The organism is Winogradskyella sp. (genome assembly GCF_025210595.1).
Lineage (GTDB): Bacteria > Bacteroidota > Bacteroidia > Flavobacteriales > Flavobacteriaceae > Winogradskyella.
This window is the reverse complement of sequence record NZ_JAOARH010000084.1, coordinates 13,539-31,259: the sequence shown is the minus strand read 5'-3', so window position 1 is coordinate 31,259 and position 17,721 is coordinate 13,539. Positions and strand designations below refer to the sequence as shown.

The following is a 17,721-nucleotide window of genomic DNA, read 5'->3' as shown; positions in this document are numbered from 1 at the left end:
TTTACAATACTTTGGTGAATTTGGTGGAGTAAATCCATCTATTTCAGATTCATCTACTTACACCTTCTTATCAGCAAAAACAATGTTTGATACTTTTGAAGGTAACACAGATGGTTGTTATCTATATTCTCGCCATACTTCGCCTTCAAATTTATATTTAGGTGAAGCTCTTGCAGCTATGGAAGGTACAGAAACTGCTAATGTAGCGGGTTCTGGAATGGGAGCAATTACACCAACATTATTACAGCTTTGTGGTGCTGGAGACCATATTGTTTCTAGTAGAACCATTTATGGTGGAACTTATGCCTTTTTAAAGAATTTTACACCTAGAATGAATATTGAAACTACTTTTGTAGACATTACAAAATTAGATGTGGTTGAAGCTGCAATTACTAAAAACACTAAAGTTTTATATTGTGAAACAGTTAGTAATCCGTTATTAGAAGTAGCTGACATCAGAGGTTTAGCTGCATTAGCTAAAAAACACAATTTAAAACTAGTTGTAGACAACACATTTTCTCCATTATCAATTTCACCTGCTAAATTAGGTGCTGATGTTGTAATTCATAGTTTAACAAAATTCATCAACGGTTCTTCTGACACTATGGGAGGTGTTGTTTGTGGAACTTCAGAATTTGTAACATCTCTAAAAAGCGTTATTGATGGTGCAAGTATGTTACTTGGTGCTTCTATGGATAGTTTACGTTCGTCTTCCATCTTAAAAAATATGAGAACACTTCATATTAGAATGAAGCAACACAGTAAAAATGCTACATATTTAGCAAATAAGTTTGAAAACGATGGCTTAAAAACAGTTTATCCTGGATTAGCATCTCACCCTTCACATGAAATCTTCAAATCAATGATGAACGAAGAGTATGGTTTTGGAGGCATGCTAACTATTGACGTTGGATCCTTAGATAAAGCCAATGCGTTAATGGAGTTAATGCAAGAACGTAATCTTGGATACTTAGCAGTAAGTTTAGGATTCTACAAAACTTTATTTAGTGCTCCTGGAACTTCTACATCTTCTGAAATCCCTGAAGAAGAGCAAGCTGAAATGGGATTAACTGATGGACTTATACGTTTTTCTATTGGATTAGATAACGATATAGAACGTACTTATGAAATGATGAAAGCATGTATGGTTGAATTAAATATTCTTGAAGCAGAATTAGCTTAAGAAAAAACAATCTCTACAATAAAAAAAGAGGTTGAATAAAAAACATAAAAACTGTCATTCTGAATTTATTTCAGAATCTGAAACGAGTTCAGATTGACAAAACAAAGCTTTTATTCAACCTCTTTTATTTTCCTTTTAGTCGTAACCAAATTAAAGCTAAAGCCTTACTAAAATCACCAGTATTTGGCTCAAAAGCTTTCATGTTTATTCTTTCTCTATCTTTAAAGAGCTTTAAAGAAAAGATTGGTGTTTTTGTATTAGAATCGCTTATAATAGGATAACGCAAATCATAATAATCAAAATTAAGACTATCTCTTTTCGATACATTATAATAACCATTACTAAACCATGTTAAGTCAGCAAAACCTTTATAATCTCCTTTCTGTAAGTCTCTCTTTTTAGAGATTTTTTTCCAATCAGAAAAATGACTAGAACTATCAAATAAAGAATAAAATCCTACATGATAATTATCCTTAGTTTCTGCAATACCATACCAAAGTATATTGTTTAGTATTACTGGTTGAGAATTAAACCGTATGTAATCAATATTAATTTTAGACAACGAAGATTTAAATACACTATCTACATATATTTTATTAACAATGGTTAAAACCATATACAAAGAACTAATCCCAAATCCTAATTTTAACCAAAACTTACGTTTATTGCTTTTACGGTTGTAAAACATTAAAACAATAATGCTAAGCAAAAATGGAACAGTATATAACGGATCTGCAACAGCTATATTATTAAAAGCTACTCTATAATTTGAAAAAGGGGCAAAAAGCTGTGTGCCATAAGGAGTAAAACAATCTAAAAGCGGATGCGTAAGCAAGGACCAAAAGAAAAGCTTTACCCAATCGGTTTGTGCAGTTGTATTAACGCGTTTTCCTGTATTGTAAAGTTTATAGCTAATCCAACCGAACAAAAAAGCACCTAATATTGAAAATAATATAGAATGCATAAAACCTCTATGAAAGAGCATTGCATCTATTTCATTATTATAAAGCAAAGCTCCAATAAAAACATCTAAATCTGGTATAGTACCACCAATAGCACCAAACAACAATGCCTTATTGCCTATCTTTTTGCCAAGTACAGCTTCACCACAAGCAGCACCTAAAACTATTTGAGTTAAAGAATCCATATTAAGCAGCAAAAGTACACAACTCTTTGCATTTGCAAATCGCTTAACAAAATCGTAACATTACAAAACTAAACTGAACTAAATATGCAAGACGATAACATCTCTGAAATAAACATTGAAGATCAAAAAATCATAAACAACAAAGAGTTAAGTATTTGGGAAGCTTTAATACCTGTATTTGCTTTGGTTGCTATGCTTTTCTACAATGTTTTTTTCGTCTTTGGTGATGATGCATTGAGCGGTAGTAATCAGTTTATTCTTTTACTTGGAGCTGCAGTTGCTGCCATTGTAGGCTTTTTTAACAAAGTAAAATATGATAGAATGCTAGAAGAAGTTGCTGAAAATGTAAAATCCACTTCAGGAGCATTACTTATTTTGCTTATGGTTGGTGCTTTAGCTGGAACTTGGCTTATTAGTGGTATTATACCAACAATGATTTACTATGGCTTACAAATTCTTAATCCGACCATTTTTTTAGCTGCTTGTGTAGTAATATGTGCCATTATTTCTATAGCAACTGGTAGTTCTTGGACCACTTCTGCAACCGTTGGTATTGCATTAATTGGCATAGGAGAAACCTTAGGTATTTCATTAGGCATGACAGCTGGTGCTGTTCTATCTGGCGCTTATTTTGGAGATAAAATGTCTCCACTTAGTGATACAACAAACTTAGCTCCTGCCATGGCTGGTGGAGAATTGTTTTCGCATATTAAATATATGGCTTTAACTACAGTACCAACAATTGTACTTACTCTTATTGTGTTTATAATTATTGGACTTTCTCTTGAAACTACTGGCTCACCAGATATTTCTGATAAACTTCAAGCTATAGATAGCGCATTTAATATTTCACCATGGTTATTTGTAGTTCCTATTGTTGTCATACTGCTTATTATAAAAAAAACACCTCCTTTGGTTGCTCTACTAATCGGATCCCTTCTTGGAGGATTAGCAGCTATAATTGCACAACCAGATATTGTAAAATCTATTGCAGAAGCTGATAGTCTTACTTTTAACTCAGCTTATAAAGGTGTTATGAAAGCTATGACTGTAGATACCTCTGTTGAAACCTCTAGCAAAGAATTAAACGACTTATTTTCTTCTGGAGGAATGTCTGGAATGTTAGGAACAATTTGGCTAATTATATGTGCTATGGTATTTGGTGGTGTGATGGATGCCATTGGTGCATTAGCTAGAATCAGTAAAGCATTATTAAGCCTAGCTTCTTCTACATTTGGTTTGTTTGCAAGTACTGTAGCTAGTTGTTTAGCACTAAACGTAACAGCTTCAGATCAATATTTAGCTTTAGTTGTACCTGGTAAAATGTTTAAAAAAGCTTATGAGGATAAAGGCTTAGCGCCAGAAAACTTAAGTAGAACTTTAGAAGATTCTGGTACCGTAACCTCAGTTTTAATTCCATGGAATACTTGTGGCGCATACCAAAGTGGTGTTTTAGGTGTTCCTGTTGCAGATTACTTCTTCTTTGCTATCTTTAACTGGCTCAGTCCTTTTACCACATTACTTTTTGCAGCCTTTAGAATTAAAATAAAACAAATCACTTCAAAATAGACTTAACTTATACAAACACCAACCAACTATAACAATAATCTATCATTAAATAAAAAATTACAATTTCTGTTTTAAGTAATTTCTAGACTTGTGTTTTATCTTTGTATTACAGAAAATTTAAACCTTTTAAAATATAAAACACATGTCATTAGTAGGAAAAAAATTCCCAAGTTTAAATGTAGACGCCATGAATGAAATGGGCGACACTTTTAAAGTTAACGTTCTTGAAGAAGCTGTAAACAACAAAAAGAAAGTGGTTTTATTCTGGTACCCAAAAGATTTTACTTTTGTTTGCCCAACAGAACTACATGCTTTTCAAGAAGCTTTACCAGAATTTGAAAAAAGAAACACAATAGTTATTGGTGCTTCTTGCGACACTCCTGAAGTTCATTTTGCATGGTTAAGCACTTCAAAAGACAATGGAGGTATAGAAGGTGTAACCTACCCTATTCTTGCAGACAGCAACAGAAACCTTTCTAGTATATTAGGTATTTTAGATATTACTAATGAAACTTATGATGAAGAAACCGGTACTGTACAAGTAGAAGGAGATAACGTAACCTACAGAGCTACATATATTATAGACGAAGAAGGTACTGTGCAACACGAAAGCATCAACAACATGCCTTTAGGTAGAAACGTTGGTGAATACATTAGATTAGTAGATGCTTTAACGCATGTACAAGAAAAGGGAGAAGTTTGTCCTGCTAACTGGGAAGAAGGTAAAGATGCTATGAGCGCTAACGCTAAAGCTACTGCAGAATATTTAGCTTCTCACTAATAAAAAAATTATGGTACAAGAATTAGAGCAAGACAATTTACAAGACATTGTAGCAGACAACGCTAAAGTAGTTGTACAATATGCTGCAACATGGTGCGGCAATTGCAGAATTATGAAGCCTAAATTTAAAAAATTAGCTTCTGAAAATACAGATACTGTATTTGTTATTGCTGATGCTGAAAAATTCCCAGAAAGTAGAAAGTTAGCAACTGTAGATAATTTACCAACTTTTGCAACCTTTAAAAATGGTGAATTTAAAAATCAAGTGCAAACCAATAAGTTCGATGTTTTAAAAGAACTTGTTTCTGAAGTTATTTAAATTATGAAATTACCTGTAATTAAACATTTAACGCAATTCATAGAGAACAATGATGAAGATTACATCATTGAGACTATTGAAACTTTAGAAGACTTAACAGAAGTACCTTCGTTAAAGGATGAAGAATTAGATGTTATTGGTGAATTAATTTCTAACATGTACGGAGCCATTGAAGTTCATAAAATGATGAAAGATGGTGCTACAAAAAAAGAAGCATTAAACACTTTTATGTCTCGTGTTCTTGGTTCTATTGATAAGTAACATATTTTTAAATAGTAAAGTAAAGCCACTTCTATTAGAAGTGGCTTTTTTAGTTATAATTGCATCAGAATAATTTCATTACATTTATAAATAAGCCTCATTTTTTAACTAGGAAATCTCATCAAAATTTTGTAACTTATTGTTTCAATTTAACACCTATAGATATGAGCACTACAGAATATACAAAAGTTTATAATGGTAATTTTATTTTAGTAACTCGTGTTAGAAATGAGTTGGAGCGTATGGGTATTGTACCTATTGTTAAAGACGAAGGCGAATCGCAACGCTTAGCTGGTTATGGCAGTATGAATCAAGGTTTTCAAGAAGTATTTGTACATAATGACGAACTAGATAAAGCTCTAGCTATTGTAGAACAAGTAAAGTCTGAAATGGAAGCTTCTTCTTAGTTTATAGTGAACAGTATTCTGTTTACAATAAGTATTAAAAATAGACAAACAAGTCTATTTACACATTTGCTATAAAAGCTTATATGTGCATGTACCAATTGATTAAGAAATCTATGCCTCAAAAGCATACATCTTATCACGTTGCTCTTTTATCTTTTTATCGTTCATATACTCATCAAAAGTCATGTAACGATCAATAACTCCGTTTGGTGTTAATTCTATGATTCTGTTACCAACAGTTTGTGCAAACTCATGATCGTGTGTGGTTAACATTACTGTGCCTTTAAAATTCTTTAATGAGTTATTAAATGCTGTAATACTTTCTAGATCTAGGTGATTGGTAGGTTCATCTAACATTAAAACATTAGCTCTTATCATCATCATTCTACTTAGCATGCAACGTACTTTTTCTCCACCAGATAAAACATCTGCAGTTTTTAGAGCTTCCTCACCACTAAAAATCATTTTACCAAGAAATCCCCTTATGTAAACTTCTTCGCGCTCTTCTTCTGTAGTTGCCCATTGACGTAACCAATCTACTAAGCTTAATTTATTATCAAAATACTCGCTATTATCTAATGGCAAATACGATTGTGTTGTTGTTACTCCCCAAGCAAATTTACCAGCATCTGCTTGTTCTTTTCCGTTTATAATTTGATAAAATGCTGTTGTTGCTCTTGAGTCTTTAGAATATACAACAACTTTATCTCCTTTGGCTAAATTAATATCAACACCTTTAAATAAAACTTCACCTTCTAAACTAGCCGATAAGCCTTCAATATTTAAAATCTGATCACCTGCTTCTCTTTCGCGTTCAAAAATTATAGCAGGATAACGACGGCTACTTGGCTTAATATCTGAAATATTTAATTTATCTATCATCTTCTTTCTACTTGTTGCTTGCTTAGATTTAGCAACATTTGCTGAGAAACGACGAATAAATTCTTCTAATTCTTTCTTCTTTTCTTCTGCCTTTTTGTTTTGCTGTGCACGCTGTTTTGCTGCTAATTGAGAAGACTCGTACCAAAACGTATAGTTACCAGAAAAATGGTTAATCTTCCCAAAATCAATATCAGAAACATGTGTGCAAACTGCATCTAAGAAGTGTCTATCGTGAGAAACTACAATGACACAGTTATCGTAATTTGCTAAAAAGTTTTCTAACCAAGAAATTGTTTCGTAATCCAAATCATTGGTAGGCTCATCCATAATTAGCACATCAGGATTTCCAAATAAAGCTTGTGCTAATAATACACGTACTTTTTGTTTACCATCTAAATCTGCCATCATGGTGTAATGCAAGTCTTCTTTAATACCTAAATTAGATAACATTGCTGCTGCATCACTATCTGCATTCCAACCATTCATTTCTTCAAACTCTACCTGAAGTTCTCCAATTTTCTCAGCATTTTCATCTGTATAATCAGCATATAATGCATCAATTTCAGATTTCAATTTATATAATGGCTTGTTACCTTTTAAAACCGTTTCTAAAACTGTGTCTTCATCATGTTTATTGTGATTTTGCTCTAAAACAGACATACGCTTTCCTGGCTCTAAATGTACATGACCAGAAGTCGGATCCATTTTTCCTGCTAAAATCTTTAAAAATGTAGATTTACCCGCTCCATTGGCTCCAATAATCCCGTAACAATTACCATTGTTAAATGTAGTATTTACCTCATCAAAAAGGATACGTTTACCAAATTGAACTGAAAGATTAGAAACTGATAACATAGCTTATATTTTTATTCTGTTAACCTTTGAACTTACAAAGGCGATTTTTGCGTGTGCAAAAGTAGAAAAATAAAGCGATTGTGCGAAATAAATAGAGCTTATAACAAGATTTAACTAGGTCTTAACAACAGTTAAACTTTGCATCATATATTTTTGTTTAAAACTATAGTAGAATTCCCCATGCTTGCTAGATACTTCCTTTTGTCTTTTACAATACTATCCATGACTTATGGCTGTAAAGTAAACACTAGCAATGATACAGACTATGCTTATGTAGGCGGGGAAATTATCAACCCTAAGAATAAAAATATTACAATCTATAACACAGATGGCAAAGTTATAGATTCCTTAACACTAGATGCTAACAACAGGTTCATATACAAAATAAAAGACTTACAGCCTGGTTTACATTCTTTTACTCATGGTGGTGAATACCAATTAATTCTTTTAGAGCCAAAGGACAGCGTAATGTTTAGATTAAACACTTACGATTTTGATGAATCCTTAGTATTTACTGGTGAAGGAGCTAGAAAAAACAACTATCTTATTGAAACTTATCTCTCTAATGAAAATGAAGAGAGTAAGCTAATGCGGCATGCAAAAATGGAACCTGAAGCGTTTAGCAAGTTCATTGAAGATAGACGGACCAGAGAATTATTAAAATTTCACAATTTCTTAAAAGACAAAGAAGAATCTGAACTTTTTAAATATATAATTGAAACCAACATTAACTATAACTGTTATGCTAACAAGGAAATCTATCCTTTTGCATATTTTGGTAACAATAAACTGGTTCATATAAAAGACTTACCTGAAGGTTTTTATGATTACAGAAAAACAATAGACTATAATGCTACTAACCTAAGTCGTTTGTACTCTTATAATCGCTTTTTATTTTCTCACATAGATAATTTAGCTGCACAAGCACACTATACAAAGCATAACCATCACAATACTTTTAATAGGCATACAATGGACTATACCAAGGCTAAACTAGATATTGTAGATAGTATTATTTCTGATGTAACTATTAAAAACAATCTGCTAAAGTATAATGCACAAGATTACGTTAGTCATAACCACACCGAAGCTGAAGCAGATGAAATGCTAAACTACTATTTAGCTAAAAGTACTAATGAAGAAGATAAAGAAAGTATGAAAGAACTTGTATCTTCATTAAAACTATTAAGGCAAGGCAATCCTATTCCTAATTTAGCAATTATAAATTACGATAATTCTGAAGACAACTTATATTCCATTATTAAAAAACCAACAATTATCTATTTCTGGTCTTCTAACTCAAAAATGCAATACAGAAATAGTCATTATAAAGTAAAGCACTTAAAACAAAAATTTCCTTATGTAGATTTTGTATCTATTAACTTAAACAGTAATGATGATAAATCTTGGAAAAACATTATTAATAATTACGACTTTCCTACAGAAAACGAGTATAAATTTAAGCATCCAAAAAAAGCTAGAAAAGTACTTGCAGTCAACTATTTAAACAAAGCAATAATAGTTAACGAAAATGCAATGATATTGCACCCAAATGTTAATATTTTTAAATCAGATTTCTCAAAAACACTCGGTAAACTTCTACAAAAAAAGCACCTTATTGCAAAACAATAAGATGCTTAAAAAGTAAAAGAGTTATTTTTTTAATTTCCTTTCTTATAATCTGCTAAGAATTTCTCTAAACCTATATCTGTTAAAGGATGATTTAATAAACCTGTAATAGATTTTAGAGGTCCAGTCATAACATCTGCACCTAATTTAGCACAATCTATAACATGCATTGTATGACGAACAGATGCTGCTAAAATTTGAGTATCAAACGCATAATTATCGTAAATATGACGGATTTCTGCAATTAGATTTAAACCATCTGTAGAAATATCATCTAAACGACCAATAAATGGAGATACATAAGTTGCACCAGCTTTTGCAGCAAGTAATGCTTGACCTGGCGAAAACACTAAAGTAACATTAGTCTTAATACTTCTATCTGAAAAATATTTACATGCCTTAACACCATCTTTTGTCATAGGTAATTTAACTACTATTTGATCGTGTAACTCAGCCAATGCCTCCCCTTCTCTTACCATACCTTCAAAATCGGTAGAAATAACTTCAGCAGAAACATCACCTTCAACAATATTACATATATCAACATAATGCTTCATAATATTATCTACACCTGTAATACCTTCTTTTGCCATTAGAGATGGGTTTGTAGTAACACCATCTAAAATACCCATATCTTGAGCTTCTTTTATCTGGTCTAAATTGGCAGTGTCAATAAAAAATTTCATAGAAAACTTGTTTTTGTTTACCCTAAAAAAGGGCATCTTTTAAATTTGAATAGTTGTGTTTTTTAGTCGCCACGAATTTACAATTATTCCAGAGGATGGTTTTAAATAATATATTAAAATATATTAACAACTTCCTAAAAAAGAAATAAGACTCTTATTCGATAATTAAAGTGTATGTTTTTGAAGTACTATAATCGCATAACACATCTGATTCATCATCATCTCTAAAAGGCCCTTCAACATCAAGATATACAGTAATATCAAAAATTCCGGATTCTTCAGGTGTGCCTTCTAAACTTATGGTTCTATAATTAACAAAATAATCCATTCCTTGTGGCAAACCAACTACATCAAAATAGTAATCGTAGTCATTGTCTCGTGGTTCGTTATTAATTTCTGCTTTTAAATCCACATAATAATAACTTTCTGTAGAACCAATAGGGAATTCTTTATTATCTAACTCTGGTTCTTTTGGAAAAACACATAAAGGCTCATCGCAACTAAAAATTAAAAGAAAAAGTAAAACTGAAAGAAGTAGATGTTTTTTCATAATAGCTAATTTGAAAAATTAACACCTCAAATAGCATACCGAAATCAATCTACCGGAAATAGCTCAATACTTTTATTGTTACTTATTAGCTTTAAAGTATCCTCTTTAAATAGTCTATGAAACTTAGCATCACCTATTCGTATTGACTTCAAGAATTTTCTTTGCTCAAAAAAACTATCTTGTTCAATCTCAAAACAGTTATCCTCAAGAAACACTTTTGAACATAATGTAGGCTTTGAATATTCATTAAAATAAAAATGGTAAACCTTACTTCGTGGTGTACAAAATACCTGAACCGCCACATCATTTGATGTAGATTGGTATTTATGATAATGAGGTGCGCCAGGTGGCATTAAAAAACAAGATGTAACAATAAACGGTATAAAATATAAAATACGTTTCATCACAATTTATAATGATTCATTAATAGCTTTTCATAAACCTTATCTGGTAATACGCGCTTTAAAACTATAGAGAATTTTTGCATAAAAGCACCAACCTTGTAATGAATCTTAGGTGATGTAGTATTTATAATTTTGTAAATGGCTTCTGCCATGTCTTTAGGATCATTGCCTTCATCTACGTGTTCATCCATCGTTTCTAATGAATGTCCATACTTTTCCTTATAAGGAGAAGTCTCTAAAACTGGTGCATGATAACGACCAGCAGCAATATTAGTTGCAAAATCACCAGGTGCTACATTGGTCATTTCAATATTAAAATCTTTTAGCTCCATTCTAAAAGCTTCCGTAATTATTTCTAAAGCACCTTTACTAGCACTATAAACACCTCTAAACGGCAATCCCATATAACCTGCTATTGAGGTTACATTTATAATTAAACCATAATCTTGAGATCGCATTGTAGGCAAAACAGCTTTAATTACACTAATTGGCCCAAAGAAATTAGTTTCAAAATTGCGCTTTATCTCAGCATCAGGAATTTCTTCAACAGGACCAGTAATTCCTGCACCTGCATTATTAATAAGTATATCTATTTTAGACTCACGCTCTAAAACCTCATTAACACATGCAGTAATTGTTTCTGAAACAGTAACATCTAAAGCTACTATAGGAAATTTACTATTTGGATAATTCTTAGGGTTTCTACTAGTTCCATAAACTATAAATCCTTTTTCTTGTAAAAACTCACCTACTGACTTTCCTATTCCTGAAGATCCTCCTGTTATTAAAACAACTTTAGACATAAACTTTTGTTTGAAGCTAAAAATACAAATTCAAAAAAATAATACAACCCTAATCTTTATCTTAGGACAGATATAAACTAAAAAATCTTGATTAACCGAAGGTTTTTCAAGATTTGATTTTGTTGTACAAAAAAAGGCAAGCTACCTACATCACACCGCTACGACCGCGTACCTTTGCTACGTTCCCGTCCTGGAGGATTAAGCAGGAGCTGGTTGTGTAGGACTTGCCCGGCTGCAAAGATACAACCTTTTAATACTTTCGCAATGATTTTTAAACTGAATTTTATTTAATACCTTGCTTAAAATTTTCAAAACCTTTATGCGACTACACAAATACTTCATTATCTTATATTTAAGTGTTTTTTTAACTAATTGTGGTGACACAAACGCTTCTAAACAAACAGGACTAGCCATAAATCTTAATACAAAATCAATTCTTTTAGGTGATACTTTAAACCTTACGATAAGTAATCCAAAAAAATTAAATATCACTGATATTAGTTATCAGCTAGATGGTAAACCTATAAATAAAAATACTGTTTTAGACCATATTACCTTAGGTGAAAAATCATTAACCGCAACTGTAAAATATGATGATAAAACAGAAACATTAACCAAAACCTTAACCGTTTATAACAATGTAATTCCTGAATATTACTCTTTTGAAATTGTAAACACGTATCCGCACGATATTACCTCTTACACACAAGGTTTAGAATTTTATAATGGTGAATTGTATGAAAGCACAGGGCAGTACAAAGAATCTAAACTTAGAAAAGTGAATTTTGAAACAGGAGACGTTATAAAGAACATTAATTTAGACAACAAATACTTTGGAGAAGGTTTAACGGTCTTAAACGATAAGTTATATCAACTCACCTGGCGAGCAGAAAAAGGTTTTGTTTACGATGTTAATACATTTGAAAAACAAACCACCTTTAGTTACGGAAAAAGTAAAGAAGGTTGGGGAATTTGTAATGACGGAAAAACGTTATACAAATCTGATGGTACTGAAAAAATATGGTTTTTAAATCCTGAAAATCTTACAGAAACAAACCACATAGAAGTTTATACAGAAAAAGGTAAAATACCAAGTCTTAACGAATTAGAATGGATAGATGGTAAAATTTTTGCTAACATCTATCAACGTAATGGAGTTGTTATTATTAATCCAAAAAACGGAGGTGTTGAAGGAGTTATAGATTTTAAACCGCTTAAAAAACTTGTTACCCAACACAAAGAATTAGATGTACTTAATGGTATTGCTTACCATCCACAACGCAAAACCATCTTTGTAACTGGTAAAAACTGGGATAAGCTCTTTGAAGTAAAAATAAAGAAGCGATAAACAGAAATTGCAAACATTCAAAAAAATCATAGTTGTATCGCAAGACGATTTAGACCAACTTAACCATGTTAATAATGTGCGCTATGTACAATGGGTGCAAGACATGGCAGAAACACATTGGCTTCAAAATGCAACAAAAGAAATATTAGACAACTACTTTTGGGTATTAGTCAATCATCATATAGAATACAAAAACGAAGCTGTTTTAGGTGATTGCTTAAAACTAAAAACCTATGTATCAAAATCTGAAGGCATTTCCTCTATTCGTCATGTAGAGATTACCAACAACACTAATGGTAAACTCATTGTAAAGTCTGAAACCAAGTGGTGTTTTATGAGCACTAATACTAAAAAACCTACCAGAATTCCAGTAGAAGTAGCACAACTTTTTGATTAACATTTCTTTAGGTTAAAGTTTTTCTAATACACGAAGGTGTTTCGTTTTAATCCTTTTTCTTTAGGCCACCAATCAAACACCATGCGTTATTTCTTATTTATTATATGCTTCTTTTACCTTAATAACTTTTTTGGGCAAACCCTAAAAGGTAAAGTGTACGACTCTAATGCTGTTGTTAAAGACATTAAAGTATTTAACAAAACCCAAAATAGACTTACAGTAACCGATAAAGAAGGTAATTTTAGTATTGCAGCTAAAGTAACCGATACTATTTTGTTTAAATCTATTTTTTATCACCCTTTAGAAGTCGTCTTAAAACAAACACATTTTGATGATGTTAATGTATTTGAAATTGAAAAAATTGTGAGTGAACTCGATGAAGTAGAAATAAAATCAGAACCAGAACAGCCTGTCTTTAAAGAAGAAACCTACAACGAAGAGCTCCATAATTTAATCAAAGAAGATATTAAAAAAAATCCTCATTTATATGCACCAAAAGAAGCTTATTCTGGTGGAGCAAATCTATTAGCTATAATAGATTTGGTAGCAAAACTTTTTAAAAATAAAAATAAGTATAAAGCTCCCAAATACCAACCCATATCTTACACGCAGATGGATTCTTTATTTACTAATAGCTCATTTTTCAATAAACGATTGGTTACCGAAAATCTTAAAATCCCAGAAGACAAAACCAAACTATTCTATGATTTTTGTTCTGCAAAAGGCATCAGTTCAGAATTACTATTAGATGAAAAAAAGATGATGCTTTTAGAAGAACTCGTTGTTAATAGTCAACTATTTTTAATTCTTTTAGAAGAGTATGGAGAAGACGCTACGGTGAAAGACTAATGATTATCATTCCGTACTTGATACGAATTCTATCTCTTAGCAGCTAAGATATTGCTGCATTCACAGGAATAACAACTTAATTTTAATAACATTTCATAATAATTTCTAACTTCAAAAGTTATATTTTTAAGCCAAATTAAATTTAGACCTATGAAGCGATTGCTATCATTCCTTATTTGTTTAACTGTTTTACTATTTTGGAGCTCTTGCCGTAAAGATTTTGAATTTTCACCAAGTACTGGTAATTTAAAATTTGCAAAAGACACGGTGTATTTAGATACTGTTTTTACAAACATTGGCTCTAGTACCTATAACTTAAAAGTGTACAACAGAAGTGATGATGATATTGTAATTCCTACCATTCAATTAGAAAATGGTGTAAACTCATTTTATAGAATGAATGTAGATGGTACTACAGGTTTAGAAGGAGATCAAGAAGGAAAATTCTTTGAAGATGTTGAATTACTTGCCAATGATAGTTTATTCATTTTTATTGAAACTACTATAGATATAGAAACGCTTTCTAATTCAGATACACAATTTTTATATACAGACAAGATTTTGTTTGACTCAGGCAGCAATCAACAAGATGTAGATTTAGTAACCTTGGTAAAAGATGCCGTATTTATTTATCCTAATAGAGATGAAGATACTGGTATTATTGAAACCTTAATCTTTGATGTTGATGGAGATGGCACACCAGACGAAACCTCACTTCAAGGGCGCTATTTAGAAAGCGAAGAGCTTACTTTCACTAATGAAAAACCTTATGTTGTCTATGGTTACGCAGGTGTTGGCACTGGGCAAACCTTAACAATGGAAGCTGGTGCACGTGTACATTTTCATGCTGATTCTGGAATTATTGTTACCGAAGGAGGCTCACTAAATATCAATGGAAGTTTAAGTACAGATCCTGAAGTTTTAGAAAATGAAGTCATCTTAGAAGGAGATCGTTTAGAACCACTTTTTGAAGATGTACCTGGTCAATGGGGAACAATTTGGCTATTTAATGGAAGTGAAAACAACACTATTAATTATGCGACCATAAAGAATGCCACAATAGGTGTTTTATCTGAAGGCAATCAAAATGCTTCAAACGATAAGCTTACTATTACAAATTCTCAAATTTATAACTCAAGTAACTTTGGTATATTAGGAAGAGCAACATCTATAACTGCAGAAAATGTAGTTATAAACAATTCTGGGCAATCGTCTTTTGCAGGTACCTTAGGTGGAAAATACAATTTCACACATTGTACTATAGCTAATTATTGGAATAGTAGCTTTAGGCAATTTCCTTCCCTACTTCTCAATGATTTTGTTTTAGATGAAAATGGCACTCCAATTACAAATGAGTTAGATGCAGACTTTACAAATTGCATTATTTATGGTAATGACAATCCAGAACTTTTATTAGAAGATGAAGGATCAGCATTTAACTATAAATTTACCAATTGTCTCATCCGTTTTAATAACGATAACCTTAGTGGTACAGGTAACTACAACTTTGATGACAACACATATTATGTAGACAATAAATTTAATTTAGATCCAGATTTTGAAGATCCTTTTGAAAATTTAATGCGTATAGGTGATGATTCTGGAGCAAAAGAAAATGCTATTCCATTAAACCCTGTAGGAAATGATATATTAGGAAATCCTAGAAATGTAATGCCAGATATAGGTGCTTACAATTTTTCAATATTTGAAGATTAATAAAATAATTAAAAAGCCTTTCAAACTAATATGAATAGTGATTAACTGGCAAGAAATTTGATAAACACCACAAAACATCAATGATGAAATTATTGTACTTATCACTTTTCATAATTTTAATTAATACTCCTGAAAATTGCACCTGTAGTTACAATATAGCATCCGATTTTAATACTTTTGAAACTGTATTTAAAGCTAGAATAATTGAAACGTCATCTTCTTTTAAAAAAGGTTTTAATAAAACTGCCAAACTTGAAATCTTAAAAGTTTACAAAGGAAAACCAGATAATAAAATAGCATCAAAACTCGGTGGATGTAGTACACCTATTCTTTCTAAAAATAAAAGCTGGATCTTTTTTACCAATAAAGAAAATAATATTCAGGTTTTAGGTTCATGTAATCCATCAATTAAACTTTATCCAAGTAAACTAAAAGCTAAAAATCCTAAAAGCTTAAAACATTGGAAAGAAAGACTAGATCGTAATCTAAATATTTTAGATTCGCTTTCAAAAAACAAAAAAATCCTTTCAAATTAAATTTGAAAGGATTTTTAATATTGTCCACATTGATCTTATTGAAGAATTACTTCAATATCTCAAAACATTTATTAAACATTAAACAAAGGCTTCCCTTCCATTAATGCATTTACTTTCTCTGCAACACCTTCTAAAACCGTTTCATTATCGTGATTGTTAATAACCTCATCTATTAAATCTACCACATAAGGCATATCATCTTCTTTTAAACTTCTTGTAGTTATTGCAGGTGTTCCTACTCTAATACCAGACGTTACAAAAGGAGATTCCGTATCAAACGGCACCATATTTTTATTCACAGTAATATCTGCTTTTACTAAAGCATTTTCTGCATCTTTACCTGTAATATTTTTATTTCTAAGATCAATTAACATCATATGGTTGTCAGTACCACCAGAAATTAAATTATAATCTTTAGCAACAAAAGCCTTAGCCATAGCATCAGCATTATGCTTTACTTGTAACATATAATGCATAAACTCATCTGATAAAGCCTCACCAAAAGCAATTGCTTTAGCAGCTATAATATGCTCTAAAGGTCCACCTTGATTTCCTGGAAAAACACCAGAATCTAACAAGCCAGACATTTTACGAAGCTTTCCACTCTTTAGAGTAATACCAAACGGATTATCTATATTTTCGCCCATCATAATCATTCCTCCTCTTGGTCCTCTTAAGGTTTTATGAGTCGTTGTTGTTACCACGTGGCAATGCGGCATTGGGTCATTTAAAATTCCTTTTGCTATTAATCCTGCAGGATGCGAAATATCTGCTAACAATATCGCACCAACATTATCTGCTACTTCTCTAAACTTAGCAAAATCCATATCGCGCGAATACGCAGACGCACCAGCTATAATTAATTTTGGTTGCTCTTTTTCAGCTACATCAGATAGCATATCATAATCTATATAACCTGTATCTTTTTTTACTCCATAAAAAGTTGGTTTATATAATTTTCCAGAGAAATTAACAGGCGAACCATGCGTTAAATGTCCTCCATGAGACAAATCAAAACCAAGAATAGTATCACCAGGCTTTAAGCATGCTGCAAAAACTGCTGTATTGGCCTGACTACCAGAATGTGGCTGCACATTAGCATAAGCGGCACCAAATAAAGTTTTAGCTCTGTCTATTGCTATTTGTTCTACTTCATCTACAACTTCGCAACCACCATAATATCGTTTACCTGGATAACCTTCAGCGTATTTGTTAGTTAGTACAGAACCTGCAGCTTCCATTACTTGATTGCTTACAAAATTCTCTGATGCGATTAATTCTATTCCGTCTATTTGACGTTCTCTTTCGGCATCAATGAGTTCAAAAATTTGTTCGTCGCGTTGCATAAATTATTTCTATAGTTAAATGAACATCAAAAATACTAAAACATTAGTTTTAA

19 protein-coding genes and 1 other RNA gene are annotated in these 17,721 nt (G+C 31.7%); 12 read left to right on the top strand and 8 right to left on the bottom strand.

Annotated features, from left to right (window positions below; all coding sequences use genetic code 11):
- Window positions 1-1,183: aminotransferase class I/II-fold pyridoxal phosphate-dependent enzyme (locus N4A42_RS09115; RefSeq protein WP_294073120.1), on the top strand; the 1,183-nt coding region annotated here is incomplete at its 5' end.
- Window positions 1,184-1,307: 124 nt separating this feature from the next.
- On the opposite strand, the gene N4A42_RS09110 is transcribed toward N4A42_RS09115, so the two are convergent.
- On the bottom strand, window positions 1,308-2,330 hold the full coding sequence (locus tag N4A42_RS09110; RefSeq protein ID WP_294073118.1) for a metal-dependent hydrolase: 1,023 nt from the start codon (window positions 2,328-2,330) through the stop codon (window positions 1,308-1,310).
- 84 nt (window positions 2,331-2,414) lie between these two features.
- Here N4A42_RS09110 and nhaC point away from each other — a divergent pair, with 84 nt between their 5' ends.
- The 5 genes from nhaC (at window position 2,415) to N4A42_RS09085 (ending at window position 5,667) form a co-directional block, all read left to right on the top strand.
- Window positions 2,415-3,899, top strand: coding sequence for a Na+/H+ antiporter NhaC (nhaC, locus tag N4A42_RS09105; RefSeq protein ID WP_294073115.1), 1,485 nt, complete (start codon window positions 2,415-2,417; stop codon window positions 3,897-3,899).
- Between the two features lie 142 nt (window positions 3,900-4,041).
- Window positions 4,042-4,680: a peroxiredoxin gene (locus N4A42_RS09100; RefSeq protein ID WP_294073112.1), complete on the top strand. Its 639-nt coding sequence runs from the start codon at window positions 4,042-4,044 to the stop codon at window positions 4,678-4,680.
- Window positions 4,681-4,690: 10 nt separating this feature from the next.
- Window positions 4,691-4,999, top strand: a complete 309-nt coding sequence (locus N4A42_RS09095) for a co-chaperone YbbN (RefSeq protein WP_294073109.1) — start codon at window positions 4,691-4,693, stop codon at window positions 4,997-4,999.
- A gap of 3 nt (window positions 5,000-5,002) precedes the next feature.
- Window positions 5,003-5,260, top strand: coding sequence for a hypothetical protein (locus tag N4A42_RS09090; protein ID WP_294073106.1), 258 nt, complete (start codon window positions 5,003-5,005; stop codon window positions 5,258-5,260).
- Window positions 5,261-5,424: 164 nt separating this feature from the next.
- Entirely contained in the window at window positions 5,425-5,667 is a 243-nt protein-coding gene (locus N4A42_RS09085) for a DUF2007 domain-containing protein (RefSeq protein WP_294073103.1), read from the top strand.
- A gap of 111 nt (window positions 5,668-5,778) precedes the next feature.
- Here the strand turns inward: N4A42_RS09085 and N4A42_RS09080 are convergent, their stop codons facing one another.
- Window positions 5,779-7,404 (bottom strand): ABC-F family ATP-binding cassette domain-containing protein, encoded by a 1,626-nt coding sequence (locus tag N4A42_RS09080; protein ID WP_294073100.1) that lies wholly within the window; start codon window positions 7,402-7,404, stop codon window positions 5,779-5,781.
- Between the two features lie 201 nt (window positions 7,405-7,605).
- Between N4A42_RS09080 and N4A42_RS09075 the strand changes: the two genes are divergently transcribed.
- A complete protein-coding gene (locus N4A42_RS09075; protein ID WP_294073097.1) occupies window positions 7,606-9,036 on the top strand; it encodes a hypothetical protein in 1,431 nt (476 codons plus the stop codon).
- Between the two features lie 29 nt (window positions 9,037-9,065).
- On the opposite strand, the gene fsa is transcribed toward N4A42_RS09075, so the two are convergent.
- From fsa to ffs, 5 genes are all read right to left on the bottom strand, one after another.
- Window positions 9,066-9,719 carry a fructose-6-phosphate aldolase gene (gene fsa / locus N4A42_RS09070; protein WP_294073094.1) on the bottom strand — a complete coding sequence of 218 codons (654 nt, stop codon included), beginning with the start codon at window positions 9,717-9,719 and terminating at the stop codon, window positions 9,066-9,068.
- A 154-nt stretch (window positions 9,720-9,873) separates the two neighbouring features.
- On the bottom strand, window positions 9,874-10,269 hold the full coding sequence (locus tag N4A42_RS09065) for a hypothetical protein (protein ID WP_294073091.1): 396 nt from the start codon (window positions 10,267-10,269) through the stop codon (window positions 9,874-9,876).
- 44 nt (window positions 10,270-10,313) lie between these two features.
- Window positions 10,314-10,673, bottom strand: a complete 360-nt coding sequence (locus N4A42_RS09060) for a hypothetical protein (protein ID WP_294073088.1) — start codon at window positions 10,671-10,673, stop codon at window positions 10,314-10,316.
- Window positions 10,673-11,476 carry an SDR family oxidoreductase gene (locus N4A42_RS09055; protein ID WP_294073085.1) on the bottom strand — a complete coding sequence of 268 codons (804 nt, stop codon included), beginning with the start codon at window positions 11,474-11,476 and terminating at the stop codon, window positions 10,673-10,675. The genes N4A42_RS09060 and N4A42_RS09055 overlap by 1 nt, the downstream gene beginning before the upstream one ends.
- A gap of 131 nt (window positions 11,477-11,607) precedes the next feature.
- An RNA gene (ffs, locus tag N4A42_RS09050) (signal recognition particle sRNA small type) lies at window positions 11,608-11,706 on the bottom strand.
- Window positions 11,707-11,795: 89 nt separating this feature from the next.
- Here ffs and N4A42_RS09045 point away from each other — a divergent pair.
- The 5 genes from N4A42_RS09045 (at window position 11,796) to N4A42_RS09025 (ending at window position 16,322) form a co-directional block, all read left to right on the top strand.
- Entirely contained in the window at window positions 11,796-12,824 is a 1,029-nt protein-coding gene (locus tag N4A42_RS09045) for a glutaminyl-peptide cyclotransferase (RefSeq protein ID WP_294073082.1), read from the top strand.
- A gap of 7 nt (window positions 12,825-12,831) precedes the next feature.
- On the top strand, window positions 12,832-13,221 hold the full coding sequence (locus N4A42_RS09040; RefSeq protein ID WP_294073079.1) for a thioesterase family protein: 390 nt from the start codon (window positions 12,832-12,834) through the stop codon (window positions 13,219-13,221).
- A gap of 81 nt (window positions 13,222-13,302) precedes the next feature.
- The gene (locus N4A42_RS09035) at window positions 13,303-14,070 is read left to right on the top strand and encodes a hypothetical protein (protein ID WP_294073076.1); all 768 of its coding nucleotides are present in this window, start codon (window positions 13,303-13,305) and stop codon (window positions 14,068-14,070) included.
- A gap of 150 nt (window positions 14,071-14,220) precedes the next feature.
- Entirely contained in the window at window positions 14,221-15,786 is a 1,566-nt protein-coding gene (locus N4A42_RS09030; RefSeq protein WP_294073072.1) for a right-handed parallel beta-helix repeat-containing protein, read from the top strand.
- 80 nt (window positions 15,787-15,866) lie between these two features.
- Window positions 15,867-16,322 (top strand): hypothetical protein, encoded by a 456-nt coding sequence (locus N4A42_RS09025; protein WP_294073069.1) that lies wholly within the window; start codon window positions 15,867-15,869, stop codon window positions 16,320-16,322.
- A gap of 71 nt (window positions 16,323-16,393) precedes the next feature.
- Here the strand turns inward: N4A42_RS09025 and glyA are convergent, their stop codons facing one another.
- A complete protein-coding gene (gene glyA / locus N4A42_RS09020) occupies window positions 16,394-17,668 on the bottom strand; it encodes a serine hydroxymethyltransferase (protein ID WP_294073066.1) in 1,275 nt (424 codons plus the stop codon).
- Window positions 17,669-17,721 lie beyond the last annotated feature (53 nt).

Excerpts from the sequence above, each read along its gene's own strand:
- N4A42_RS09110 (WP_294073118.1), bottom strand. The coding sequence starts at position 2,330 with ATGGATTCTTTAACTCAAATAGTTTTAGGTGCTGCTTGTGGTGAAGCT.
- nhaC (WP_294073115.1), top strand. The coding sequence starts at position 2,415 with ATGCAAGACGATAACATCTCTGAAATAAACATTGAAGATCAAAAAATC.
- N4A42_RS09100 (WP_294073112.1), top strand. The coding sequence starts at position 4,042 with ATGTCATTAGTAGGAAAAAAATTCCCAAGTTTAAATGTAGACGCCATG.
- N4A42_RS09095 (WP_294073109.1), top strand. The coding sequence starts at position 4,691 with ATGGTACAAGAATTAGAGCAAGACAATTTACAAGACATTGTAGCAGAC.
- N4A42_RS09090 (WP_294073106.1), top strand. The coding sequence starts at position 5,003 with ATGAAATTACCTGTAATTAAACATTTAACGCAATTCATAGAGAACAAT.
- N4A42_RS09085 (WP_294073103.1), top strand. The coding sequence starts at position 5,425 with ATGAGCACTACAGAATATACAAAAGTTTATAATGGTAATTTTATTTTA.
- N4A42_RS09080 (WP_294073100.1), bottom strand. The coding sequence starts at position 7,404 with ATGTTATCAGTTTCTAATCTTTCAGTTCAATTTGGTAAACGTATCCTT.
- fsa (WP_294073094.1), bottom strand. The coding sequence starts at position 9,719 with ATGAAATTTTTTATTGACACTGCCAATTTAGACCAGATAAAAGAAGCT.
- N4A42_RS09065 (WP_294073091.1), bottom strand. The coding sequence starts at position 10,269 with ATGAAAAAACATCTACTTCTTTCAGTTTTACTTTTTCTTTTAATTTTT.
- N4A42_RS09060 (WP_294073088.1), bottom strand. The coding sequence starts at position 10,673 with ATGAAACGTATTTTATATTTTATACCGTTTATTGTTACATCTTGTTTT.
- N4A42_RS09055 (WP_294073085.1), bottom strand. The coding sequence starts at position 11,476 with ATGTCTAAAGTTGTTTTAATAACAGGAGGATCTTCAGGAATAGGAAAG.
- N4A42_RS09045 (WP_294073082.1), top strand. The coding sequence starts at position 11,796 with ATGCGACTACACAAATACTTCATTATCTTATATTTAAGTGTTTTTTTA.
- N4A42_RS09035 (WP_294073076.1), top strand. The coding sequence starts at position 13,303 with ATGCGTTATTTCTTATTTATTATATGCTTCTTTTACCTTAATAACTTT.
- N4A42_RS09030 (WP_294073072.1), top strand. The coding sequence starts at position 14,221 with ATGAAGCGATTGCTATCATTCCTTATTTGTTTAACTGTTTTACTATTT.
- N4A42_RS09025 (WP_294073069.1), top strand. The coding sequence starts at position 15,867 with ATGATGAAATTATTGTACTTATCACTTTTCATAATTTTAATTAATACT.
- glyA (WP_294073066.1), bottom strand. The coding sequence starts at position 17,668 with ATGCAACGCGACGAACAAATTTTTGAACTCATTGATGCCGAAAGAGAA.